This is a genomic window from Synechococcus sp. 63AY4M2 (genome assembly GCF_002760475.1).
Lineage (GTDB): Bacteria > Cyanobacteriota > Cyanobacteriia > Thermostichales > Thermostichaceae > Thermostichus.
Map to the genome: position 1 here is coordinate 1,248,665 of NZ_AXUX01000001.1, position 17,096 is coordinate 1,265,760.

17 protein-coding genes are annotated in these 17,096 nt (G+C 62.8%); 9 read left to right on the forward strand and 8 right to left on the reverse strand.

The window, feature by feature from the left end:
* The coding region (locus tag SYN63AY4M2_RS05605) for a zinc ribbon domain-containing protein (protein ID WP_143597424.1) at nucleotides 1–426 on the forward strand (426 nt) is incomplete at its 5' end.
* Nucleotides 427–919: 493 nt separating this feature from the next.
* Here the strand turns inward: SYN63AY4M2_RS05605 and SYN63AY4M2_RS05610 are convergent.
* The 4 genes from SYN63AY4M2_RS05610 to SYN63AY4M2_RS05625 form a co-directional block, all read right to left on the reverse strand.
* Nucleotides 920–2,461, reverse strand: a complete 1,542-nt coding sequence (locus SYN63AY4M2_RS05610) for an Hsp70 family protein (protein ID WP_099887257.1) — start codon at nucleotides 2,459–2,461, stop codon at nucleotides 920–922.
* The gene (locus SYN63AY4M2_RS05615; protein ID WP_071813492.1) at nucleotides 2,461–3,021 is read right to left on the reverse strand and encodes a helix-turn-helix domain-containing protein; all 561 of its coding nucleotides are present in this window, start codon (nucleotides 3,019–3,021) and stop codon (nucleotides 2,461–2,463) included. Before SYN63AY4M2_RS05615 ends, SYN63AY4M2_RS05610 begins: the two co-directional genes overlap by 1 nt.
* Nucleotides 3,022–3,069: 48 nt before the next feature.
* Nucleotides 3,070–3,588: a hypothetical protein gene (locus SYN63AY4M2_RS05620; protein WP_099887258.1), complete on the reverse strand. Its 519-nt coding sequence runs from the start codon at nucleotides 3,586–3,588 to the stop codon at nucleotides 3,070–3,072.
* Nucleotides 3,589–3,731: 143 nt separating this feature from the next.
* On the reverse strand, nucleotides 3,732–4,091 hold the full coding sequence (locus SYN63AY4M2_RS05625; protein ID WP_011429249.1) for a hypothetical protein: 360 nt from the start codon (nucleotides 4,089–4,091) through the stop codon (nucleotides 3,732–3,734).
* A gap of 202 nt (nucleotides 4,092–4,293) precedes the next feature.
* On the opposite strand from SYN63AY4M2_RS05625, the gene trpB reads away from it, so the two are divergent.
* The 7 genes from trpB to lysS all read left to right on the forward strand — a co-directional run bounded on the left by trpB (nucleotide 4,294) and on the right by lysS (nucleotide 12,517).
* A complete protein-coding gene (gene trpB, locus SYN63AY4M2_RS05630) occupies nucleotides 4,294–5,547 on the forward strand; it encodes a tryptophan synthase subunit beta (RefSeq protein WP_099887488.1) in 1,254 nt (417 codons plus the stop codon).
* Between the two features lie 26 nt (nucleotides 5,548–5,573).
* On the forward strand, nucleotides 5,574–6,281 hold the full coding sequence (locus tag SYN63AY4M2_RS05635; protein WP_228375405.1) for an AMMECR1 domain-containing protein: 708 nt from the start codon (nucleotides 5,574–5,576) through the stop codon (nucleotides 6,279–6,281).
* Entirely contained in the window at nucleotides 6,271–7,005 is a 735-nt protein-coding gene (locus tag SYN63AY4M2_RS05640; RefSeq protein ID WP_011429246.1) for a pantothenate kinase, read from the forward strand. The genes SYN63AY4M2_RS05635 and SYN63AY4M2_RS05640 overlap by 11 nt, the downstream gene beginning before the upstream one ends.
* Nucleotides 7,006–7,059: 54 nt before the next feature.
* Entirely contained in the window at nucleotides 7,060–8,196 is a 1,137-nt protein-coding gene (aroC, locus tag SYN63AY4M2_RS05645) for a chorismate synthase (protein WP_011429245.1), read from the forward strand.
* A 52-nt stretch (nucleotides 8,197–8,248) separates the two neighbouring features.
* Nucleotides 8,249–9,667, forward strand: coding sequence for a DNA repair protein RadA (gene radA / locus SYN63AY4M2_RS05650; protein WP_011429244.1), 1,419 nt, complete (start codon nucleotides 8,249–8,251; stop codon nucleotides 9,665–9,667).
* Between the two features lie 488 nt (nucleotides 9,668–10,155).
* A complete protein-coding gene (locus tag SYN63AY4M2_RS05655; protein ID WP_099834681.1) occupies nucleotides 10,156–10,944 on the forward strand; it encodes a Uma2 family endonuclease in 789 nt (262 codons plus the stop codon).
* Between the two features lie 46 nt (nucleotides 10,945–10,990).
* A complete protein-coding gene (gene lysS / locus SYN63AY4M2_RS05660) occupies nucleotides 10,991–12,517 on the forward strand; it encodes a lysine--tRNA ligase (protein WP_011429242.1) in 1,527 nt (508 codons plus the stop codon).
* 37 nt (nucleotides 12,518–12,554) lie between these two features.
* Here lysS and groL read toward each other — a convergent pair whose 3' ends face one another.
* From groL to SYN63AY4M2_RS05675, 3 genes are all read right to left on the reverse strand, one after another.
* Nucleotides 12,555–14,183 (reverse strand): chaperonin GroEL, encoded by a 1,629-nt coding sequence (groL, locus tag SYN63AY4M2_RS05665; RefSeq protein WP_011429241.1) that lies wholly within the window; start codon nucleotides 14,181–14,183, stop codon nucleotides 12,555–12,557.
* Nucleotides 14,184–14,386: 203 nt separating this feature from the next.
* On the reverse strand, nucleotides 14,387–14,725 hold the full coding sequence (locus tag SYN63AY4M2_RS05670) for a 30S ribosomal protein PSRP-3 (RefSeq protein WP_346426047.1): 339 nt from the start codon (nucleotides 14,723–14,725) through the stop codon (nucleotides 14,387–14,389).
* A 68-nt stretch (nucleotides 14,726–14,793) separates the two neighbouring features.
* On the reverse strand, nucleotides 14,794–15,915 hold the full coding sequence (locus SYN63AY4M2_RS05675; RefSeq protein WP_071813491.1) for an FAD-dependent oxidoreductase: 1,122 nt from the start codon (nucleotides 15,913–15,915) through the stop codon (nucleotides 14,794–14,796).
* A 151-nt stretch (nucleotides 15,916–16,066) separates the two neighbouring features.
* Here SYN63AY4M2_RS05675 and SYN63AY4M2_RS05680 point away from each other — a divergent pair, with 151 nt between their 5' ends.
* Nucleotides 16,067–16,756 carry a Uma2 family endonuclease gene (locus tag SYN63AY4M2_RS05680; RefSeq protein WP_011429238.1) on the forward strand — a complete coding sequence of 230 codons (690 nt, stop codon included), beginning with the start codon at nucleotides 16,067–16,069 and terminating at the stop codon, nucleotides 16,754–16,756.
* Between the two features lie 13 nt (nucleotides 16,757–16,769).
* Here the strand turns inward: SYN63AY4M2_RS05680 and SYN63AY4M2_RS05685 are convergent, their stop codons facing one another.
* A complete protein-coding gene (locus SYN63AY4M2_RS05685; protein ID WP_276307395.1) occupies nucleotides 16,770–17,093 on the reverse strand; it encodes a transposase in 324 nt (107 codons plus the stop codon).
* Nucleotides 17,094–17,096 lie beyond the last annotated feature (3 nt).

Genomic DNA, 17,096 nt, shown 5'->3' on the forward strand with positions numbered 1-17,096 from the left:
ACTTTCGAGTCAGCCAAGATGGTTGCCAAGGCAGGGAGGAAGTTTGGTAGCAAGACAGCAAGGGCGATGCTCACCTGGGCGCACTACCGGTTCAAGCAGTTCCTGAAGTTTCAAGCCAAGAAGAAAAACGTGGTTGTCGTGGAAGTATCGGAAGCGTACACCAGCAAAACCTGTACCAAGTGCGGGCACATCCACACTAAGTTGGGTGGCGCAAAGGTGTTTAGATGCCCAAAGTGCAACCATAGGCTACCACGAGATTGGCAAGGCGCTCTGGGCGTTATGCTCAGGGCTTTGCGGGATACCGCCTTTCTGTTTGGACTCCGTCCCACTAACGCGGTCGCGTCAGCATCGCGTAGTGACAACGGAAACGGACAGAATGCTATCGCTTCACCGCTGAGCAGTAATGCTCAGCAGTGTTCAGCGTAAATGTATCAGTACCGGGCAGACTCGCAGCAAGGCGACCAAGGCTCAGCGCTGTTCTACGACGGGAAGCTAGTTTACCTGTCAGCAGTAGGGCCAGTCGTTTCTAATTCTTGAGAGATTGAGCTCAGGGGAGTCGGCCTTCACCCCCATTCCCTCTCCCAGGGGGAGAGGGGAGCTAGAGATAGTGCTTCGCGCTGCCGGCGCCTTCGCGACAGCGTTGCGTAGCAATAACGACGTAGAGAAACGTTGCATCTATTTGAAATGACTATATCTGTCAAGTCATTACAAAGCCACTGCAGGGGATATACAGTCATTCTGGATGAGCTTAAGACTTTTCCCCCGCGCTTTACAGCAAAATAGGCGATTGTTCAACAAGGGATCCGCCCAAGCGCTCCACGCTGCCATTGCGACTACCCCCAGCCCCTCTCCCAGGGGGGAGAAGGGCCAGGCGGCACTGTTTGGGTTTTGGCGCGATAAAGAAGCTGAGTGCCTTTCTCTAACTCAGGGTGGCTACGGGCTGGGCTTCTACCAAAAGCTGCTGGGTTTGCAAGTCGAAGATAGTGGCCAACAGCCGCCGCGAGGCATCGACGGCAAATTCCACCTTGAGGCGATCTTCTCCTGCCCGACCTGGGGGCTGCAGGCGGGCCAGACAAGCCGGCTCAGCACCCAGGGATCGAAAATCGGTTTGTCGGGTAAGTTGGCGGCTGCTCATGCGCCCCAGCTCGTCATAGACCACCTCAGCCTGGGCCACCTGGGCCACTTCCCCCACATCGAGTCGAATTTCGGTCTGGCCATCGTTGGCCACCTGCAAGATCAAGGGCTCGGAGCGTCGGCAAGGGTAGGGGCTGCCCCGCTCGAAGAGGGGATAGTAGATGTAACTTTTTTGCCAGGGATCCCAGAGGCGGATGGCGTAGCTGTGGTGCAGGCGATCCTCGAGCTTGACCTGGCGGCCCATCTGCAGAGCGCCCAGGGCCACGGCGTCGAAGGGGCGCTCGCAGCGGACTTTCTTTTTGCCGAAGTAGGAGCGGAGCAGCTCTTGGACTGCCGGCAGTTGGGAGCTGCCTCCCACCAGGAGCACCTGCTCAATTTGGCTTTTGCCCACTCCCCTTGCCTGGGCGCTGAGCAGCACCTCGTCTAGGCACTGGCGGATCTGGTCGAGGAGCTGGTGGGTTTCTAAAATCTCCTCCAGCGCCTGCCGATCCAAGCGCAGCTCATAGGCGGTCAGGGCCTCGTCGTCAAACCAACTGCTCACGGCCTCGGGCTGAGTGGAAAGGGCAATCTTGAGCTGCTCTGCCTGTTCCAAAAGCGTCATCCAGCTCAGGGCCCCCAGCTGCTGCCGGCTCAGCCCCAGTTGCCCCAGCAGGTATTCGGCTATCCAGATGTCGATATCCACCCCGCCCACGTAGGCGTCGGCCTTGGCGATCACCTCTGCCTTGAGGACGGGGTTGCCCGGCTGGGGGGCAAGGGTGCGCACCAGGCTGAGATCCAGGGTGCCGCCGCCGAAATCCACCACCAGCACCACGGATCCCGGCTGGCCGACCGCATAGCCCAGGGCAGCGGCAGTGGCCTCGTCCACAATTTGAACGGGATCCCCGGCCACCCCCCGCAGCCAGTTCAAGTAGCGCTCAAAGGAGCCGACGGGAGCGGTAAACACCACCTGTTGCGGCTGCAGGTATTCTTGCTGGACGGCTTCCATCACCGCCTGCAAAAAAGCCTGAGCCACCCTCTCGGCGTCGTAGCGCTCCCCATCGAGAATCCGCGGTGGGGGGACAAACTCCGCCACCAGATCCCGCTTGAAGCCCTGAAACAGCCGCTGCGGCTCCACTGCCCCCCAACGCCCGGCCCGCACCGTTTCCCCCACCAAGAGCTGGCCTTTTCCCTTGACATAGACCAGGCTGGGAATGGCCGAGTAGCCCGGGCGGGAAAGGCCGGGAAAGCTGAGCAGGCGGGGCGCTTCTTGGACGGGATCCCAAACTGCCACCACAGTATTGCTGGTGCCGAAATCGATAGCCAGCGTTGCTTTGGGGACAGGTGCCATCAGCTCAATCCTCCGGGCAGCGAGCGGCTGACTTTGGCCGGGCAGAGGATGTAGTCTTTCCGGCGGTAGCCGACAAAGCGGATGTAGACGGGATCCCCTGGCCGAATGTCCGGCTGATCCGGCTGGTGCAGTTGCGGGTCGAAGGGGACGGACTCAAGAGGGCTGCCGATGGCTTCATACCCCCACTGCTGCAGCAGGGCATCCAGCGACCGGAAGAGGGCCGTCACGTTTTGGGCCGGCCAATCGGGCTTGCGCCGGGCAATCTCGCGGACGGTGGGGTAGCTGGTCAGCAGCGGCTGGAGCAGGGAAAAGATCGCTTCTGCAGTGTTCGAGCCCCTTGGACTAGGGTCGCCACCGCCAAGCAGGGATCCCAACTCCCACTCTAAAGCGGCAGCCAGCTTCTGCAGTTGCTCCAGGCGCAGGGATCCCCACTGCCCTTGGCGCACCTGATCGAGGGCGCGGCGGCTGATCCCCGCCCGGGCTTGCAGAGCCTGCCAAGAGGAGAGGCCAACGGCTTGCATCCGTTCCCGCAGCCAACTGTCCAGCGGTCTCTCGGCCATGGGGTTTTGCCAGGGATCCCTACGATCATGCCCCAACTTGGGCCTGGGTCAGGGATCCACAAAGCGCAGGGAGCGGGCTATGGCTTCCACGTCCCGGTCGTAGCGCTCGCGCCGGCTGGCCGGATAGACCAATTCAAAGCCAGCCTCTAGAGAGGGGCTGACGAGCTTTTTGAGGTAAAAAATCCGCTGGCCGTCTGGCTCGTAGCCGGAGACCACGAAAAAATCCCGACCGGCAACTTGATAGGTAACCCGGCGTCGGCTTTCCCGGCTGCGCTGCAGCTCCTCTTGCAGGGCGCTGGCGGGCGTTGCATGAAGAATATTGTACCCACCCCAAACGCGCAGCTCGGCCCCCTCTTTGCCGATGAACACCTGGCCGTCGCCGCTGTCGGATTCCCCTTGGGGGACAAAATCAGCCGGATAGTCGAGGCGATAGCCAAAGCGGACATTGATGTAGGGCTGAAAGCCGGACTGGGCCAGCACCAAAAGAGCGGGTGAGGCCAGGGCCGGGATCCCTTCCCCCCCAAGGAGACCGGCGAGCAGACAGGCTAGGCAAGCAGCAGACTTCATGGTTTTGGTTTCCTCGGATCTGCGGCCATTCTAGGCTCCCTTGTCCTAACCTGCTGCTGGCAAAGGGATCCCTCACCCCCAGCCCCTCTCCCACAGGGAGAGGGGAGTAAGGAAGGGTTTCCAGCTTGTTGATTTGAGGTCGATTAAGTCTGCCGGTTGCTATCGGGGCTTTGCCCGGAGCGTAGCAGTTCAATTTTTTCTCTAGCTCGCTGGATGGCGGCGCAGTTGTCCACCGCTGCCCAGGTGGAGGCCAGAAAAAGTCCAGGGAGAGAAACTTCTCCTTCTTCATCGCTAAACAACACGCCGACAAAAATACACCACCCCAAAAAGATCATTAGCGCTTTCCATCGCCGCGTATAAATGTAGGCCGCAAAAGCCAGCAATAACGACAAAAAGACTGCCGCTCCCTGAGACTTTTGAGAAAGGGCATAGGTGCGGCGCAGCTCTTCGTCCCTGCGCTTTTGATCTTCTTGCTGGAGCAACTCTTGCAGATGCTTGTCCATAAAGGCCGCCCCCAAAATCGGACGGCCTGATCGTAAAAATCCTTGGAAGCCCCCTGTTCAAAGGTGATTTCGGCGGGATCCCACCATCCAGGGCGGCAAATAAGATAGCTTGGACAGTGGCCTTCCCGAGTTTCCATCTTCTGTAGAATAGGGAAACTTGTCTCCTATTGCCGGCTGTCAAGCCCGCGCCAATCCATTTGCCATGACCTCAACTCCTCTTGCTGCCCCTGCCACCTGGGATCCCCTTGACCCGCAGGTGCGTCCGGATCCTCGGGGCCGGTTTGGGCCCTTTGGGGGCCGTTTTGTGCCGGAAACCCTGATGAGCGCCCTGACGGAGCTGGAGGAAGCCTTTGAGCAGCATTGGCGGGATCCCGACTTTCGCGCCGAGTTTCACAGCCTACTGCGGGACTTTGTCGGGCGGCCCAGTCCCCTCTACTTTGCCCAGCGGCTGACCGAGCACTACGGCGGCCCCCAGATCTACCTGAAGCGGGAGGATCTCAACCACACCGGCGCCCACAAGATCAACAACGCCCTCGGCCAAGTGCTGCTGGCGGTGCGCATGGGCAAGCGAAGGATCATTGCCGAGACTGGCGCTGGCCAGCATGGGGTGGCTACGGCAACGGTGTGTGCTCGTTTTGGGCTGCAATGCGTCATCTACATGGGGGCAGTGGACATGGAGCGGCAGGCCCCCAATGTGCAGCGGATGCGCCTGCTGGGCGCTGAGGTAAGGGGGGTCGAATCAGGCACAGCCACCCTCAAAGACGCCCTCTCCGAGGCCATCCGCGACTGGGTAACCAACGTGGAGACCACCCACTACGTCATTGGCACGGTGGCCGGACCCCACCCCTACCCGAAGCTGGTGCGGACCTTTCACGATATCATCGGCCAGGAGACGCGACAGCAGTGTCAAGAGAAATGGGGAGGCCTGCCGGACGTGCTGCTGGCCTGTGTGGGCGGCGGCTCCAATGCCCTGGGTCTGTTCAACGAGTTTGTCCGCGATCCCCAGGTGCGGCTCATCGGCATCGAGGCTGCCGGGGAGGGCTTACACACCTCCCGCCACGCCGCCACCCTCAGCCGCGGTCGCGTTGGGGTCTTGCACGGGGCCATGAGCTACCTGCTGCAAGATGAAGAAGGCCAGGTGCAGGAGGCCCATTCCATCAGCGCTGGCTTGGATTACCCCGGTGTGGGGCCGGAGCACAGCTACTTAAAGGAGATTGGGCGGGCTGAGTACTACGCAGTTACCGACGACGAGGCGGTAGAGGCGCTGCTGCTGCTGTCGCGCCTGGAGGGGATCATCCCCGCCCTGGAGACGGCCCACGCCCTGGCCTACCTGAAGACTTTGGCCCCCCAGCTTGGCCCCCAGCAGCGGGTGGTGGTCAACTGCTCCGGGCGGGGCGACAAGGATCTGAACACCGTTTTCAAGTACTTGCAGAAGCGGGGGCATAGCCTAGCCTAGAGTTGGGTTGGCAAGATCCTCAGCTCGTGTCCACCTTTGCCATTCGATCGCTCAGCCTGCTGGCCTTGTTTCTGGGGGCAGGGCTAGGGCTGCTGGCCGGATCCCGGCCAGAGGTTTCTGGGCGCGTTGGCGGGATCCCGTCCCCGGCCACGAGTTCCCCGGCAGGCGCCTTGCCCCGCAACGGCGGGACGGAGGGGATCCCTGCTCCCGTCCAGCCGCAACCCTTGCCCAAGACGCTGCCGGCCCTGGCGCGGCAGGCCATCGCCCACTACTTCGCCACTGGCCAGGTGCTGCCTGCTCCAGAAGAGATCCCGCCCCACTGGCGGCGCCCGGCGGGAGTTTTTGTTACGGTGACCAGGGAGGGACGGCCCCGCGGCTGTTGGGGCAGCTTGGATCCCGGCGGCGAGGATCTGGCCAGGGCCACCATCCGGGCGGCGGTGGGAGCTGTTACTCGCGACTGGCGCTATCGGCCCCTGCAACCCGGCGAGCTGGAGTCGGCTTCTATTCAGGTGGCCATCGTGCGACGGGTGGTGCCCATCCCCTCTCTGGAGCAGGTGGATCCCACCCGCATGGGCCTGTTCATTCGCGCGGGGACACGGGGGGCGGTGTTGCTGCCCGGAGAGGCTCTGACGACGGCCTGGCAGCTCTCCACCGCCAAGCAATTGGCCGGGATCCCTGCCGATCAGCCGGTGGAGCTGTTTCGCGTGGAGGCGGAGCTGTTGCATGAGTTCTGAGGCAGAGCGGTGGCTGGCCGCCGTGGTGGGCAACACCCACGTGCGCTGGGGCTGGTTTGCTGGCGAGAGCTTGGTGAAGGTGGAGCAGTTTCCCGCCCACCAACCCCTATCCTGGCCAGAAGAGACGGAGCTGTGGCTAGCTGCCGTTGGCTCTGCCCCTTTGCCGCCCCGATCCCCCTGGGTGCATTGCCTTGAGCTCTCCCAGGTGCCGCTGCGGGATCCCTACCCAAGCCTGGGGCTGGATCGGGCACTGGCTCTGTGGGCCGCCGGGATCCGCTACGGCTGGCCCTGCTTGGTCATCGACGCCGGCACCGCCTTGACCCTGACGGGAGCTGACGCCGAGGGATCCCTGGTGGGAGGAGCGATCCTGCCCGGCCTGGGGTTGCAGGCGCAGGCGCTGGCCGACCACACCGCCCGGCTGCCCAAAGTGGAGTGGGATCCCGGCGCTCCCATACCCCCCCGCTGGGCCAGGAACACTGGGGCCGCCATCCGCAGCGGCATTCTTCATACCCTGCTGGCCGGCTTGCGGGATTTTCTGGCCGACTGGCGCCGCCGCTTTCCCCAAGGCCCGCTGCTAGTAACCGGCGGCGATGGCGAGCTACTCTACCCCCACCTGCGGCCCCTTGACGCAGAGCTGCGCTGGGATCCCCACCTGGTGTTGCGGGGGATTGCCGGCTGCCGTCAGTTGCACCGCGTCGTCCGCAAGCCTTCTGGTGCAGAATAGAAGACAGTCTCTCCCAGCCGCCTGCGAGCGGGCAGCTTCTTGCTCAGGGATCCCATGGCCAACGGCAACTCCTTCGGCGTCTTGTTTTGCGTCACCACCTACGGCGAGTCCCACGGGGGGGCGGTGGGGGTGGTGGTGGACGGCTGCCCGCCGCGGCTGCCCTTGAGCGAGGCCGACATCCAGGCGGAGCTGGATCGGCGCCGTCCCGGCCAGAGCCACATCACCACGCCGCGCCAGGAGGCGGATCGCTGCCAGATCCTCTCCGGGGTTTTCCAAGGCTTTACCCTCGGCACCCCCATCCACATCCTGGTGCGCAACCAGGACGCCCGCCCCCAGGATTACAGCGAGATGGCCACCACCTTCCGCCCTTCCCATGCCGATGCCACCTACCAGGCCAAGTACGGCATCCGCAACTGGCAGGGGGGAGGGCGGGCCTCGGCGCGGGAGACCATTGGCCGGGTGGCCGCCGGGGCCATCGCCAAGAAGATCCTGCGCCTGGCAGCAGGGGTAGAGATCCTGGCCTATGTGCAGCGGGTCCAAGACGTAGAGGCCCAGGTGGATCCCAGCTCCGTGACGGCGGAGCAGGTGGAAGCCAACATCGTCCGCTGCCCCGATCCAGCCGCGGCGGCGGCGATGATTGAAAAAATTGAAGCAGCGGCGCGGGAAGGAGATTCTCTCGGGGGAGTGGTGGAATGTGTGGCCCGCAATGTGCCCCGCGGGCTGGGCTGCCCGGTGTTCGACAAATTGGAGGCCGACCTGGCCAAGGCGGTGATGTCGCTGCCGGCCAGCAAGGGGTTTGAGATCGGTTCGGGGTTTGCCGGCACCTACCTGACGGGCAAGCAGCACAACGACGAGTTCTACATGACCCCCAGCGGCTGGCGCACCCGCAGCAACCGCTCCGGCGGCATCCAGGGGGGCATCAGCAACGGGGAAGACATCGTCCTGCGGGTGGCCTTCAAGCCCACCGCCACCATTCGCCAGCCCCAAAGCACCGTCACCCTCGACGGGCAGGAGACGGTTTTGGCGGCGCGGGGGCGCCACGATCCCTGCGTGCTGCCGCGGGCGGTGCCGATGGTGGAGGCGATGGTGGCTTTGGTGCTCTGTGACCATCTGCTGCGCCACCACGCCCAGTGCCGATCCCTGGCCTTGCCAGAGGTGCCCATTCCCGCCGTTCCCCTGCCCCACAGCTAGCGGCAGCCGGTCGGAGTCCTTGTATCCTAAGAAAGAGGCGGGATCCCTGTTCATGGCCAAGGCCAAAACCGTCTGGGAGTGCAGCCAGTGCGGCGAGCGCTACCCCAAGTTTTTGGGCCGCTGCGACAACTGTGGCGCCTGGAACACGCTGACGGAGGTGGTCGTCGCCCCCTCTTCTAAGTCTGGGCCACCGCAGCGGCTCGTTCCCCAGCGCAGCCGCGGCAACGGGATGCCCCTGTCGGCCCTTCCCCTCTCCCAAGTCTCCTCGGAGAGCCACCCCCGCCTCTCCTCTGGCTCCGGCGAGTTCGACCGGGTGTTGGGAGGTGGCATCGTGCCGGGATCCCTGGTGTTGATCGGCGGCGATCCAGGCATTGGCAAGAGCACCCTGCTGCTGCAGACTGCTGCGCATCTCGCCAAGCGGGGGCCCATCTTGTACGTGTCGGGGGAGGAATCGGCCCAGCAGATCAAGCTGCGCGCCGCTCGCATTAGCGGGACGGAGTCCTTGCGGCTGGGGATAGAAAGCGAGCAGCTCTACCTATTGGCGGAAACCGACCTGGAGGCCATTGTGGCCGAGATCCAGGCCCTACAGCCCCAGGTGGCGATCATCGACAGCATCCAGGCTATCTTCTGGGGGCAGCTCAGCTCGGCGCCGGGATCCGTTTCCCAGGTGCGGGAATGCGCCGGCCTCTTGATGCGAGTGGCCAAAAAACTGGGGGTGGCCCTGCTCATCGTTGGCCATGTTACCAAAGATGGATCCCTGGCCGGGCCCAAGGTGCTGGAGCACCTGGTGGACACCGTCTTGTACTTTGAGGGGGATCGCTTTCAGAGCCACCGCCTGCTGCGCGCCGTCAAAAACCGCTTTGGGGCGGCCCAGGAAATCGGCGTTTTCGAGATGACCGCCTCTGGCTTGGTGGAGGTGGACAATCCCTCGCAGCTTTTTTTGAGCAGCCGGGATCAGGCCACGCCGGGAACGGCCACCATCGTCGCCTGTGAGGGCACCCGCCCCTTGGTGGTGGACGTGCAGGCCCTGGTCAGCCCCACCAGCTACAGCTCCCCCCGCCGCACCGCCACCGGCATCGAGCTCAACCGCTTTTTGCAGATCTTGGCGGTGCTGGAAAAACGGGTGGGGATCCCGCTTTCCAAATACGACGCCTACATTGCCTCCGCCGGCGGCATCCAGGTGGCCGAGCCAGCTGCCGACTTGGGGGTGGCGGTGGCCGTGGCCGCCAGCTTCCGAGATCGCCAGGTGGATCCCTTTACGGTCTTGATCGGCGAGGTGGGCCTGGGGGGACAGGTGCGCCCGGTGGCGCAGTTGGAGCAGCGCCTCAAGGAAGCCGCCAAGCTGGGGTTCCGCCACGCCATCATCCCCAACAGCCCCGTTTTGGCCGACTCTGGCCTGCGCTTGAGCCGGGTGCAGCGGGTGTTGGAAGCTCTGCTGGTGGCTCTGCCCAGCTCCGAGCCTGGCCAGTGAGAAGGGATCCCCAACTTGCCCAGTTGGGCGGTCGAGCTCCGCCAAGAACCAAGCTACGGGAAAATGTCATAGAATAAAGATTTGTGCGACAACAGCAACCGGATCCCGGCCCGGATGGGCACACTATCCTACAGACCCTGGCGCAAGAGACTGACCTAAGGATCGACCTATGGCGTTGGTAGCCCTGTTTCTTTTCGTGGTGTACCTGATCGTCTCCAGCTTGAACGCCCAGGCGGAGCGCTAGCTGCTTTCCAAAAGGGATCCGGCCAAAGCTGAGGAGGTCGGGCAGGATTTTTTGTCTCTTGCCCCGCTCCAGGAGGCAGGCCCTCGGCCCAGGGTTGGGCTTCTATCTCTGGTGTGGATTGGAGAAGCTCTCTGGTCGCCTTTTTCCCCAAAACCTTTGCTACCCTCGAGATGGTTCGATATCGGCTCGATTGACCAACAACCGAGCAGTCGCTAGCAGCGGCCCTGCAAAGGATCCCGGCATCATGGTTTCTGCACCTTCTAGCCCCCTCAAGCCCTCGACGCCGGCAGCGGAGTTTCCACCGCCGCCCCCACCCGATATCAGTGACCTGGTGATCGAGGACGACCAGCCTGTGGACAGCATCTACTCGGAGAAGCTGCAGCGCCTGCTCACGAGCGCCCTCTACGCCTCCTTTCAGCCCAGAGCCAAAGACAGCGGCGAGCCGATCCCCTTCCTGGCCACGGCCAACGTCGGCCTGTTCTACGCCCTCAAGCAGCCGCCGCTCGTGCCCGATGTCATGCTCAGCCTGGAGGTAGCTCCCCCCGCCAGCTTCGAGCGCAAGGAAGATCGCACCTACTTTGTCTGGGAGATGGGCAAGCCTCCCGACGTGGTCATTGAGATTGTCTCCAACCGCGAGGGAGAAGAGCTGGGCCGCAAACTCAGGGACTACGCCCGCGCCGGCGTGGGCTACTACGGGGTTTACGATCCTTTGCGGCAACTGCGGGAGCTGCAGGGATCCCCACTGGTTCTTTTTCAGCGGCGGGGGGGAGAGTTGGTTCCCTTCGATTCCACCTGGCTGGAGGAGATTGGCCTGGGCTTGACCCTCTGGCAGGGATCCTTCGAGGGCGTCAACACGGAATGGCTGCGCTGGTGTGACCGAGAGGGCCAAGTTTTACCCACCGGCGACGAAAAGGCCGCCCTAGAGCAGCAGCGGGCCGAGAGAGAGCGCCAACGGGCTGAAAGAGAACGCCAACGGGCCGAAAGACTTTTGGAGCTGCTGCGTTCCCACGGGATCGCGCCGCTGGAAGCGTAAAAAAGGATCCCGTCCGTCCCTGAAATCCTCTATCCCTTTTACCCCTATGTCCACTCTCCCCAGCAGCAGCGAAGCTGCCCAACGGGCCGCCCGCCTGGAAAAGGCCCGCCACCTGCAGGAGCAAGGGATCCTGCCCTACGCCTATTCTTTCCCGGTTACCCACTTGGCTGCCGAGTTGCAGGCGCAATTTGCCGATCTCGAGCCCGGCGCCGAGCGGGAGGATGTGCAGGTGGCGGTGGCCGGGCGGATCCGGGCGCGGCGGGTCATGGGCAAACTGGCCTTCTTTACCCTGCAGGATCGCTCTGGCACCATCCAGCTCTACCTGGAAAAGCAACGGCTGACGCAGCACATGGGGGAGCTGGCCTTCAAGAACCTGGACAAGCTGCTTGACGTGGGCGATTGGCTGGGGGCCAAGGGCTGTCTCAAGCGCACCGAGAAAGGGGAGCTGTCGGTGCGGGTGGACGAGTACCAGGTGCTGACCAAGGCCCTGCTGCCCCTGCCCGATAAGTGGCACGGCCTACGGGATGTGGAGAAACGCTACCGCCAGCGCTACGTTGACCTCATCGTCAACCCCGAGGTCAAGCAAACCTTGCTCGACCGGGCCAAGATCGTCCGCTCCCTGCGGCAGACCCTGGAGGAGCGGGGCTTTGTGGAGATCGAGACGCCGGTGCTGCAGGTGATCCCCGGCGGGGCGGAGGCGCGTCCCTTCATCACCCACCACAACGCCCTGGATCTAGATCTCTACTTGCGCATTGCCACCGAGCTGCACCTGAAGCGGCTGGTGGTGGGCGGGATCGAGCGGGTGTACGAAATTGGGCGAGTCTTTCGCAACGAGGGCATCTCCACCCGCCACAACCCGGAGTTTACCTCGCTGGAGGCCTACCAAGCCTTTGCCGACTACCACACGATGATGGAGCTGACCGAAGCCCTGGTCTGCAACGCCGCCCTGGCAGTGCGGGGATCCCTGCAAATTACTTACCAAGGGGAGACCATTGACCTCACCCCACCCTGGCGGCGGGTAACGATCCAGGAGTTGGTGGAGGAGGCCACCGGCATCTTCATCGACGTGGAAAAGGGATCCACCGCCGAGCTCTTGCCCGCCCTGGCCCAGCAGGGGATCCCCGATCTCTCCCCCCACGACTCCCCTGGCAAGCTGTTGGTCAAAGCCTTCGAGCACTGCTGCGAGAGCCGCCTGCGCCAGCCGACCTTTGTTCTCGACTATCCCCTGGAGGTGTGTCCGCTCACCAAGCCCCACCGCAGCAAGCCGGGGTTGGCGGAGCGCTTCGAGCTGTTTATCGTCGGGCGGGAGACGGCCAACGCCTACTCGGAGCTGACCGACCCGGTGGATCAGCGGCAGCGGCTGGAGGCCCAGGCGGCCCTGAAGGCAGCCGGAGACGAAGAGGCCCACTTTTTGGACGAAGACTTCCTCACTGCCCTGGAGTACGGCCTTCCCCCCACCGGTGGCCTGGGCATCGGCATCGACCGTCTGGCGATGCTGCTGTGCGACGCTGCCAGCATCCGCGATGTCATCGCCTTCCCCCTGCTGCGACCGGAGACGGGAGAAAGCCCCTGAATAGGGGCCTAGGCCACAAGGGCATGGTTTAGGGGAGTTACATCATCCCCGCACCGCCGGAGCGGCTCGCTCCTGTTTTCGTCTTGGGTTCGGGCTTTTCCACCACAATGGCTTCGGTGGTGAGGTACATGGCGGCGATGGAAGCGGCATTCTGCAGCGCCGAGCGTACGACCTTGGCCGGATCCACGATCCCCTGAGCAAACATGTCCACATAGGTGCCCGTCAGGGCATCAAAGCCAAAGGGCATCTCCTTCTCCAGAACCTTTTCCACCACCACCGACCCCTCCAGGCCAGCGTTGTGGGCAATCTGATAGAGCGGCGCCTGCAAAGCCCGGCAGACAATGTCCGCCCCCACCTGTTCTTCTGCGTTCAAGTTGGCCTTGAAGGCCGGGATCCCTTTGGAAAGGTGCAGCAACGTTGCCCCGCCACCGGGGACGATCCCTTCCTCCACTGCCGCCCGCGTGGCGTTGAGGGCATCTTCAATGCGCAGCTTGCGGTCTTTAAGCTCCGTTTCAGTGGCAGCTCCCACCTTGATCACCGCCACCCCACCGGCCAGCTTGGCGATCCGCTCCTGCAGCTTCTCGCGGTCGTACTCGGAATCGGTGGTCTCCAGTTGCTTGCGGATCTGGGCCACCCGTTTCTCCACCGCCGCCTTGGTGCTGCCGTCGGTCACAATGGTGGTCTTGTCTTTGGTAACGGTAATCTTGCGGGCCACCCCCATCATGTCCAGGGTGACGTTCTCCAGCTTGATGCCGATATCCTCGGAGATGAGCTGCCCACCGGTGAGGATGGCAATGTCCTCCAACATGGCCTTGCGCCGATCCCCAAAAGCCGGCGCCTTCACCGCCACCGCGTTCAACACCCCCCGCAGCTTGTTGACCACCAAAGTGGCCAGGGCTTCTCCCTCCACATCCTCGGCAATCACCAGCAGCGGCCGTCCCTCTCGCGCTACCCGCTCCAGAACAGGCACCAGATCCTGAAGATTGGAGAGCTTATTACTGGTGATGAGCAGATAGGCATTTTCGTATTCGGCCACCATCCGCTCCGTATCGGTGACGAAATAGGGGGAAATGTAGCCGCGGTCGAACTGCATCCCTTCGACAACTTCCAATTGGGTTTCCAAGGACTTGGACTCTTCGACCGTAATCACCCCATCTCGCCCCACGGCATCCATGGCCCTGGCGATCATCTCCCCCACTTCCGGGTCGTTGCCGGCAGAGATGGTAGCTACCTCGGCGATGTTCTTGCGGCCTTCCACAGGCTTAGCTTGAGCGGCAATTTGCTCCACCAGGTAGGCAGTGGTCTTCTCGATGCCGCGCCGCAAAGCTACAGGGTTGGCTCCTGCCGAAATATTCTTCAACCCCTCCTGCACCATGCTCTGGGCCAAAATGGTGGCTGTGGTGGTGCCGTCTCCGGCCACGTCGTTGGTCTTGGTGGCCACTTCCCGCATCAGCTGGGCACCGGTGTTCTCCAAAGGATCCGCCAATTCAATTTCCTTGGCAATGGTGACCCCGTCGTTGACGATCTGGGGGGCGCCGAACTTTTTCTCCAGAAGGACGTTGCGCCCTTTCGGGCCAATGGTAACCTTAACTGCATCCGCCAGTTGATTGATGCCCTGCTCCAATGCCTTGCGGGCCTCTTCCCTAAACAGAATCTGTTTTGCCATAGAATCCCCGATCCTCTTAGTTTCAACTGGGCCGCTTAGCGCTGCCAGGCGGAGTGGGATCCCAGAAGGGCCCCGGCGATCCATTGGCTTGGCCGAGCCCAAAGTTAGCACTCTGAAATCCCGAGTGCTAATCTAGCCCAAAAGCAGGATCCCCATCAAGATGGGTTGGGTTTGGAGTCGCGGCCTCGGCGGGGAGGGGAGAGCTAGGCGTTGCCGCCGATGAGGATGTCGGGGAACTGGGCTTGGGCTTCGCTGATGGGGCGCTCGCGTCCGCCGTTTTGCCAGTAGTTGATCAGTTCAGTGGCTTGGTTGAGTAGAGTGATGCGATCTTCCTCGCTGATCCAAGTTTTGCTCTCCAGCTCGGCTTTGAGCTGTTCCCAGGCGTCATCCCGCGGCCAGAAAAAGTAGCGGGTGAGGGGGCTGCGGTTTTTGGCCACCACCTGATCCACGGCGATGGCCAAATCGTTTTCCAGCCAGAGGGCTTTCAGGGCAAATTTCGGCAAGGCTCTTTTCTCCTTTGCAGGACTCGACAGATCACACACTGGCCCGGCCTGAGCCGGGCAACCTTCTATTCTGACATAAGTCTTGCTACCTCAGTGGATAGGCCAGCTCAGCCCTGTTTAGGTCTTGGGGCAAAAGCGCTTAGATCGCACAGGGCTGTTTCCCCTTTCAGCACCAAATCCCTCAGGATGGCGGCGCTAATCGGGGCCAGCAACACTCCATTGCGGTAGTGGCCGGTGGCAACCAAAAGATTGACATAGCCGGGAGCCGGCCCCAGAATGGGGGCGCGCTGCCCCAGCGGTCGGGGTCGATGGCCGGCCCAGTGCTCCAGCAGGGTGGCTTCGGCTAGGGCCGGGCAGATGCCGATGGCGTGGGCCAGCAGATCCTGTAAGGCCAGCAGCGTCGGCTGGGGATGGGGGGCCTGAAACTCCACGGTTGCCCCCACCCACAGGGATCCATCCCCCAGGGGGACCAGATGCAGATCCTCGTCGCTGACCACCGGCCCCAGGGGGATCCCCGCCGCTTTGACCCGCAGAGCCTGGCCTTTGACCGCCTGCAGAGGGATCCGCAAGCCCAGCTCCTCGGCCAGAGGGGAGCTGTCCAGGCCGGCAGCGAGAACGACATGGCCTGCCGAGAAGGCGAAGGCTGGCGTATAAACTGCCTGTAGGCGAAAGGGAGGATCCGGGCTGCGCTGCATCTTCTGAACCGGCTGATGGAAGAAGAAGCGGCAGCCTCTGCGTTGGGCTGCTTCCACAAGCGCCTGCGTAAGGAGGCGGGGTTGGATCTGCCGATCTTGGGGAGAGTAGAGGGCTCCCCCCAGGTCGCTGCGCAAACCTGGCTGCAGGGATCCCACTTCGCCAGGGCTGAGAAACTCCAGGCGGTAACCTGCTTGCCGGCGAGCCGCCAGGGTTGCTTGCCAAGCGTCCACTTCCTCCTCCCGGAGGAGCTTGAGGATGCCGTGCCGATTGACGGGCAAAGTCCGACCCAAGTCGGCTTCCAGCCGCGCAATCAGGGGATCGAACTGCTCCAGGCTTTTCAGGCGCAACTGCACCACCTCCCCATCTGGCTGGCGGCTGCAGATCCCCATCAACACCCCCAACGAGGCCCCGGTGGCGCCTGAGGCCGGATCCCTGGCGTCGATCCCAACCACCGATAGCCCTGCTGTGGCCAATTCGTAGGCGATGGCACAGCCCACCACCCCACAGCCGATCACCAAAACGTCGCAGTTCAAGGTTCCTCCTCAAAGAGAGCCCTTTTGCCGTGATACCCCATTCTGCGGGCGGGATCCCTTCTGGAGAGCGGCCAGCTTTGCCGCCCTTGTCCTCTGCGGCAAAAAGTAGGGGAAACGGCGAAGATGTCGACATCCCCGACTGCCTTTGCCCATGGATACTGAACTGCTGCTGCCCGATGTCGCTGATCTGGTCACTGAGGACGATACCCCGGCGGATAACTTTGCCTCTGAAAAGCAACAGCGCCTCCTGACTGGCTCGCTCTACAGCTCTCTGCCCCACAAAACCTTCCTGGCAGCAGCCAATGTCGGGATCTACACAACCCCCAGTCGCCCCCCGATTGTGTCGGATGTTTTTCTCAGCCTGGATGTCACGGTGCCGGAACAATGGTGGGAGAAGCAGAACCGGTGCTATCTGCTCTGGCAATTTGACAAGCCGCCGGATGTGGTGATCGAGATTGTCTCCAACCGCGAAGGCGACGAGCTAGGTGGCAAGTTCAGCCGCTACGAGCAGATGCGGGTCAGCTACTACGTGGTTTTTGATCCCAACCACGAGCTGGGATCCGAGGAGCTGCGCCTTTTTGAGCTGCGGGGCCGCCACTATGCGGAAATGACCGAGACCTGGCTGGAACAGGTGGAGCTGGGCCTGAGGCTGTGGGACGGAGTTTTCGAGGGGAAACAAGCCCGCTGGCTGCGCTGGTGCGATGCCAAAGGGCAGTTGCTTTTGACGGGAGATGAGCGGGCCGAGCTGGAACGCCAACGAGCCGAACAGGAACGCCAGCGGGCCGAGCGTCTGGCAGCAAGGTTGCGGGCTTTGGGCGAGGATCCGGATCTGGAGAGGTGACGTACTCCCGCACTTATGCTGACGCATAGAGTGCAGGCTTCCCAGTGACTCCTGCCCAATGGCAGGACATTTCCTGAGCTTGAAGAACGGGACGCCCCACCGCTCTGGATTTGATGACCCTCGCCGAGTTGTGATCCCTGCCAATCCTCAACCCACAGTGCGGACAATCGTGCCACCGCTCATGCAGCTCTTTGGGCACCTCACGACCACACCCCGAGCACCCTTGACTGCTGCCGCGGGGATCCCCTGCAATCGTCAACAGCCCAGCTCTTTCAGCCTTGGCTGCCAGAATTTGCAGGAACTCACCCCAACCGGCGTCATGGATAGATTTGGCCAACCT

Bases quoted from the DNA above. Each gene is read 5' to 3' on its own strand.
- SYN63AY4M2_RS05610 (WP_099887257.1), bottom strand. From the start codon at position 2,461: ATGGCACCTGTCCCCAAAGCAACGCTGGCTATCGATTTCGGCACCAGC.
- SYN63AY4M2_RS05615 (WP_071813492.1), bottom strand. From the start codon at position 3,021: ATGGCCGAGAGACCGCTGGACAGTTGGCTGCGGGAACGGATGCAAGCC.
- SYN63AY4M2_RS05620 (WP_099887258.1), bottom strand. From the start codon at position 3,588: ATGAAGTCTGCTGCTTGCCTAGCCTGTCTGCTCGCCGGTCTCCTTGGG.
- SYN63AY4M2_RS05625 (WP_011429249.1), bottom strand. From the start codon at position 4,091: ATGGACAAGCATCTGCAAGAGTTGCTCCAGCAAGAAGATCAAAAGCGC.
- trpB (WP_099887488.1), top strand. From the start codon at position 4,294: ATGACCTCAACTCCTCTTGCTGCCCCTGCCACCTGGGATCCCCTTGAC.
- SYN63AY4M2_RS05640 (WP_011429246.1), top strand. From the start codon at position 6,271: ATGAGTTCTGAGGCAGAGCGGTGGCTGGCCGCCGTGGTGGGCAACACC.
- aroC (WP_011429245.1), top strand. From the start codon at position 7,060: ATGGCCAACGGCAACTCCTTCGGCGTCTTGTTTTGCGTCACCACCTAC.
- radA (WP_011429244.1), top strand. From the start codon at position 8,249: ATGGCCAAGGCCAAAACCGTCTGGGAGTGCAGCCAGTGCGGCGAGCGC.
- SYN63AY4M2_RS05655 (WP_099834681.1), top strand. From the start codon at position 10,156: ATGGTTTCTGCACCTTCTAGCCCCCTCAAGCCCTCGACGCCGGCAGCG.
- lysS (WP_011429242.1), top strand. From the start codon at position 10,991: ATGTCCACTCTCCCCAGCAGCAGCGAAGCTGCCCAACGGGCCGCCCGC.
- groL (WP_011429241.1), bottom strand. From the start codon at position 14,183: ATGGCAAAACAGATTCTGTTTAGGGAAGAGGCCCGCAAGGCATTGGAG.
- SYN63AY4M2_RS05680 (WP_011429238.1), top strand. From the start codon at position 16,067: ATGGATACTGAACTGCTGCTGCCCGATGTCGCTGATCTGGTCACTGAG.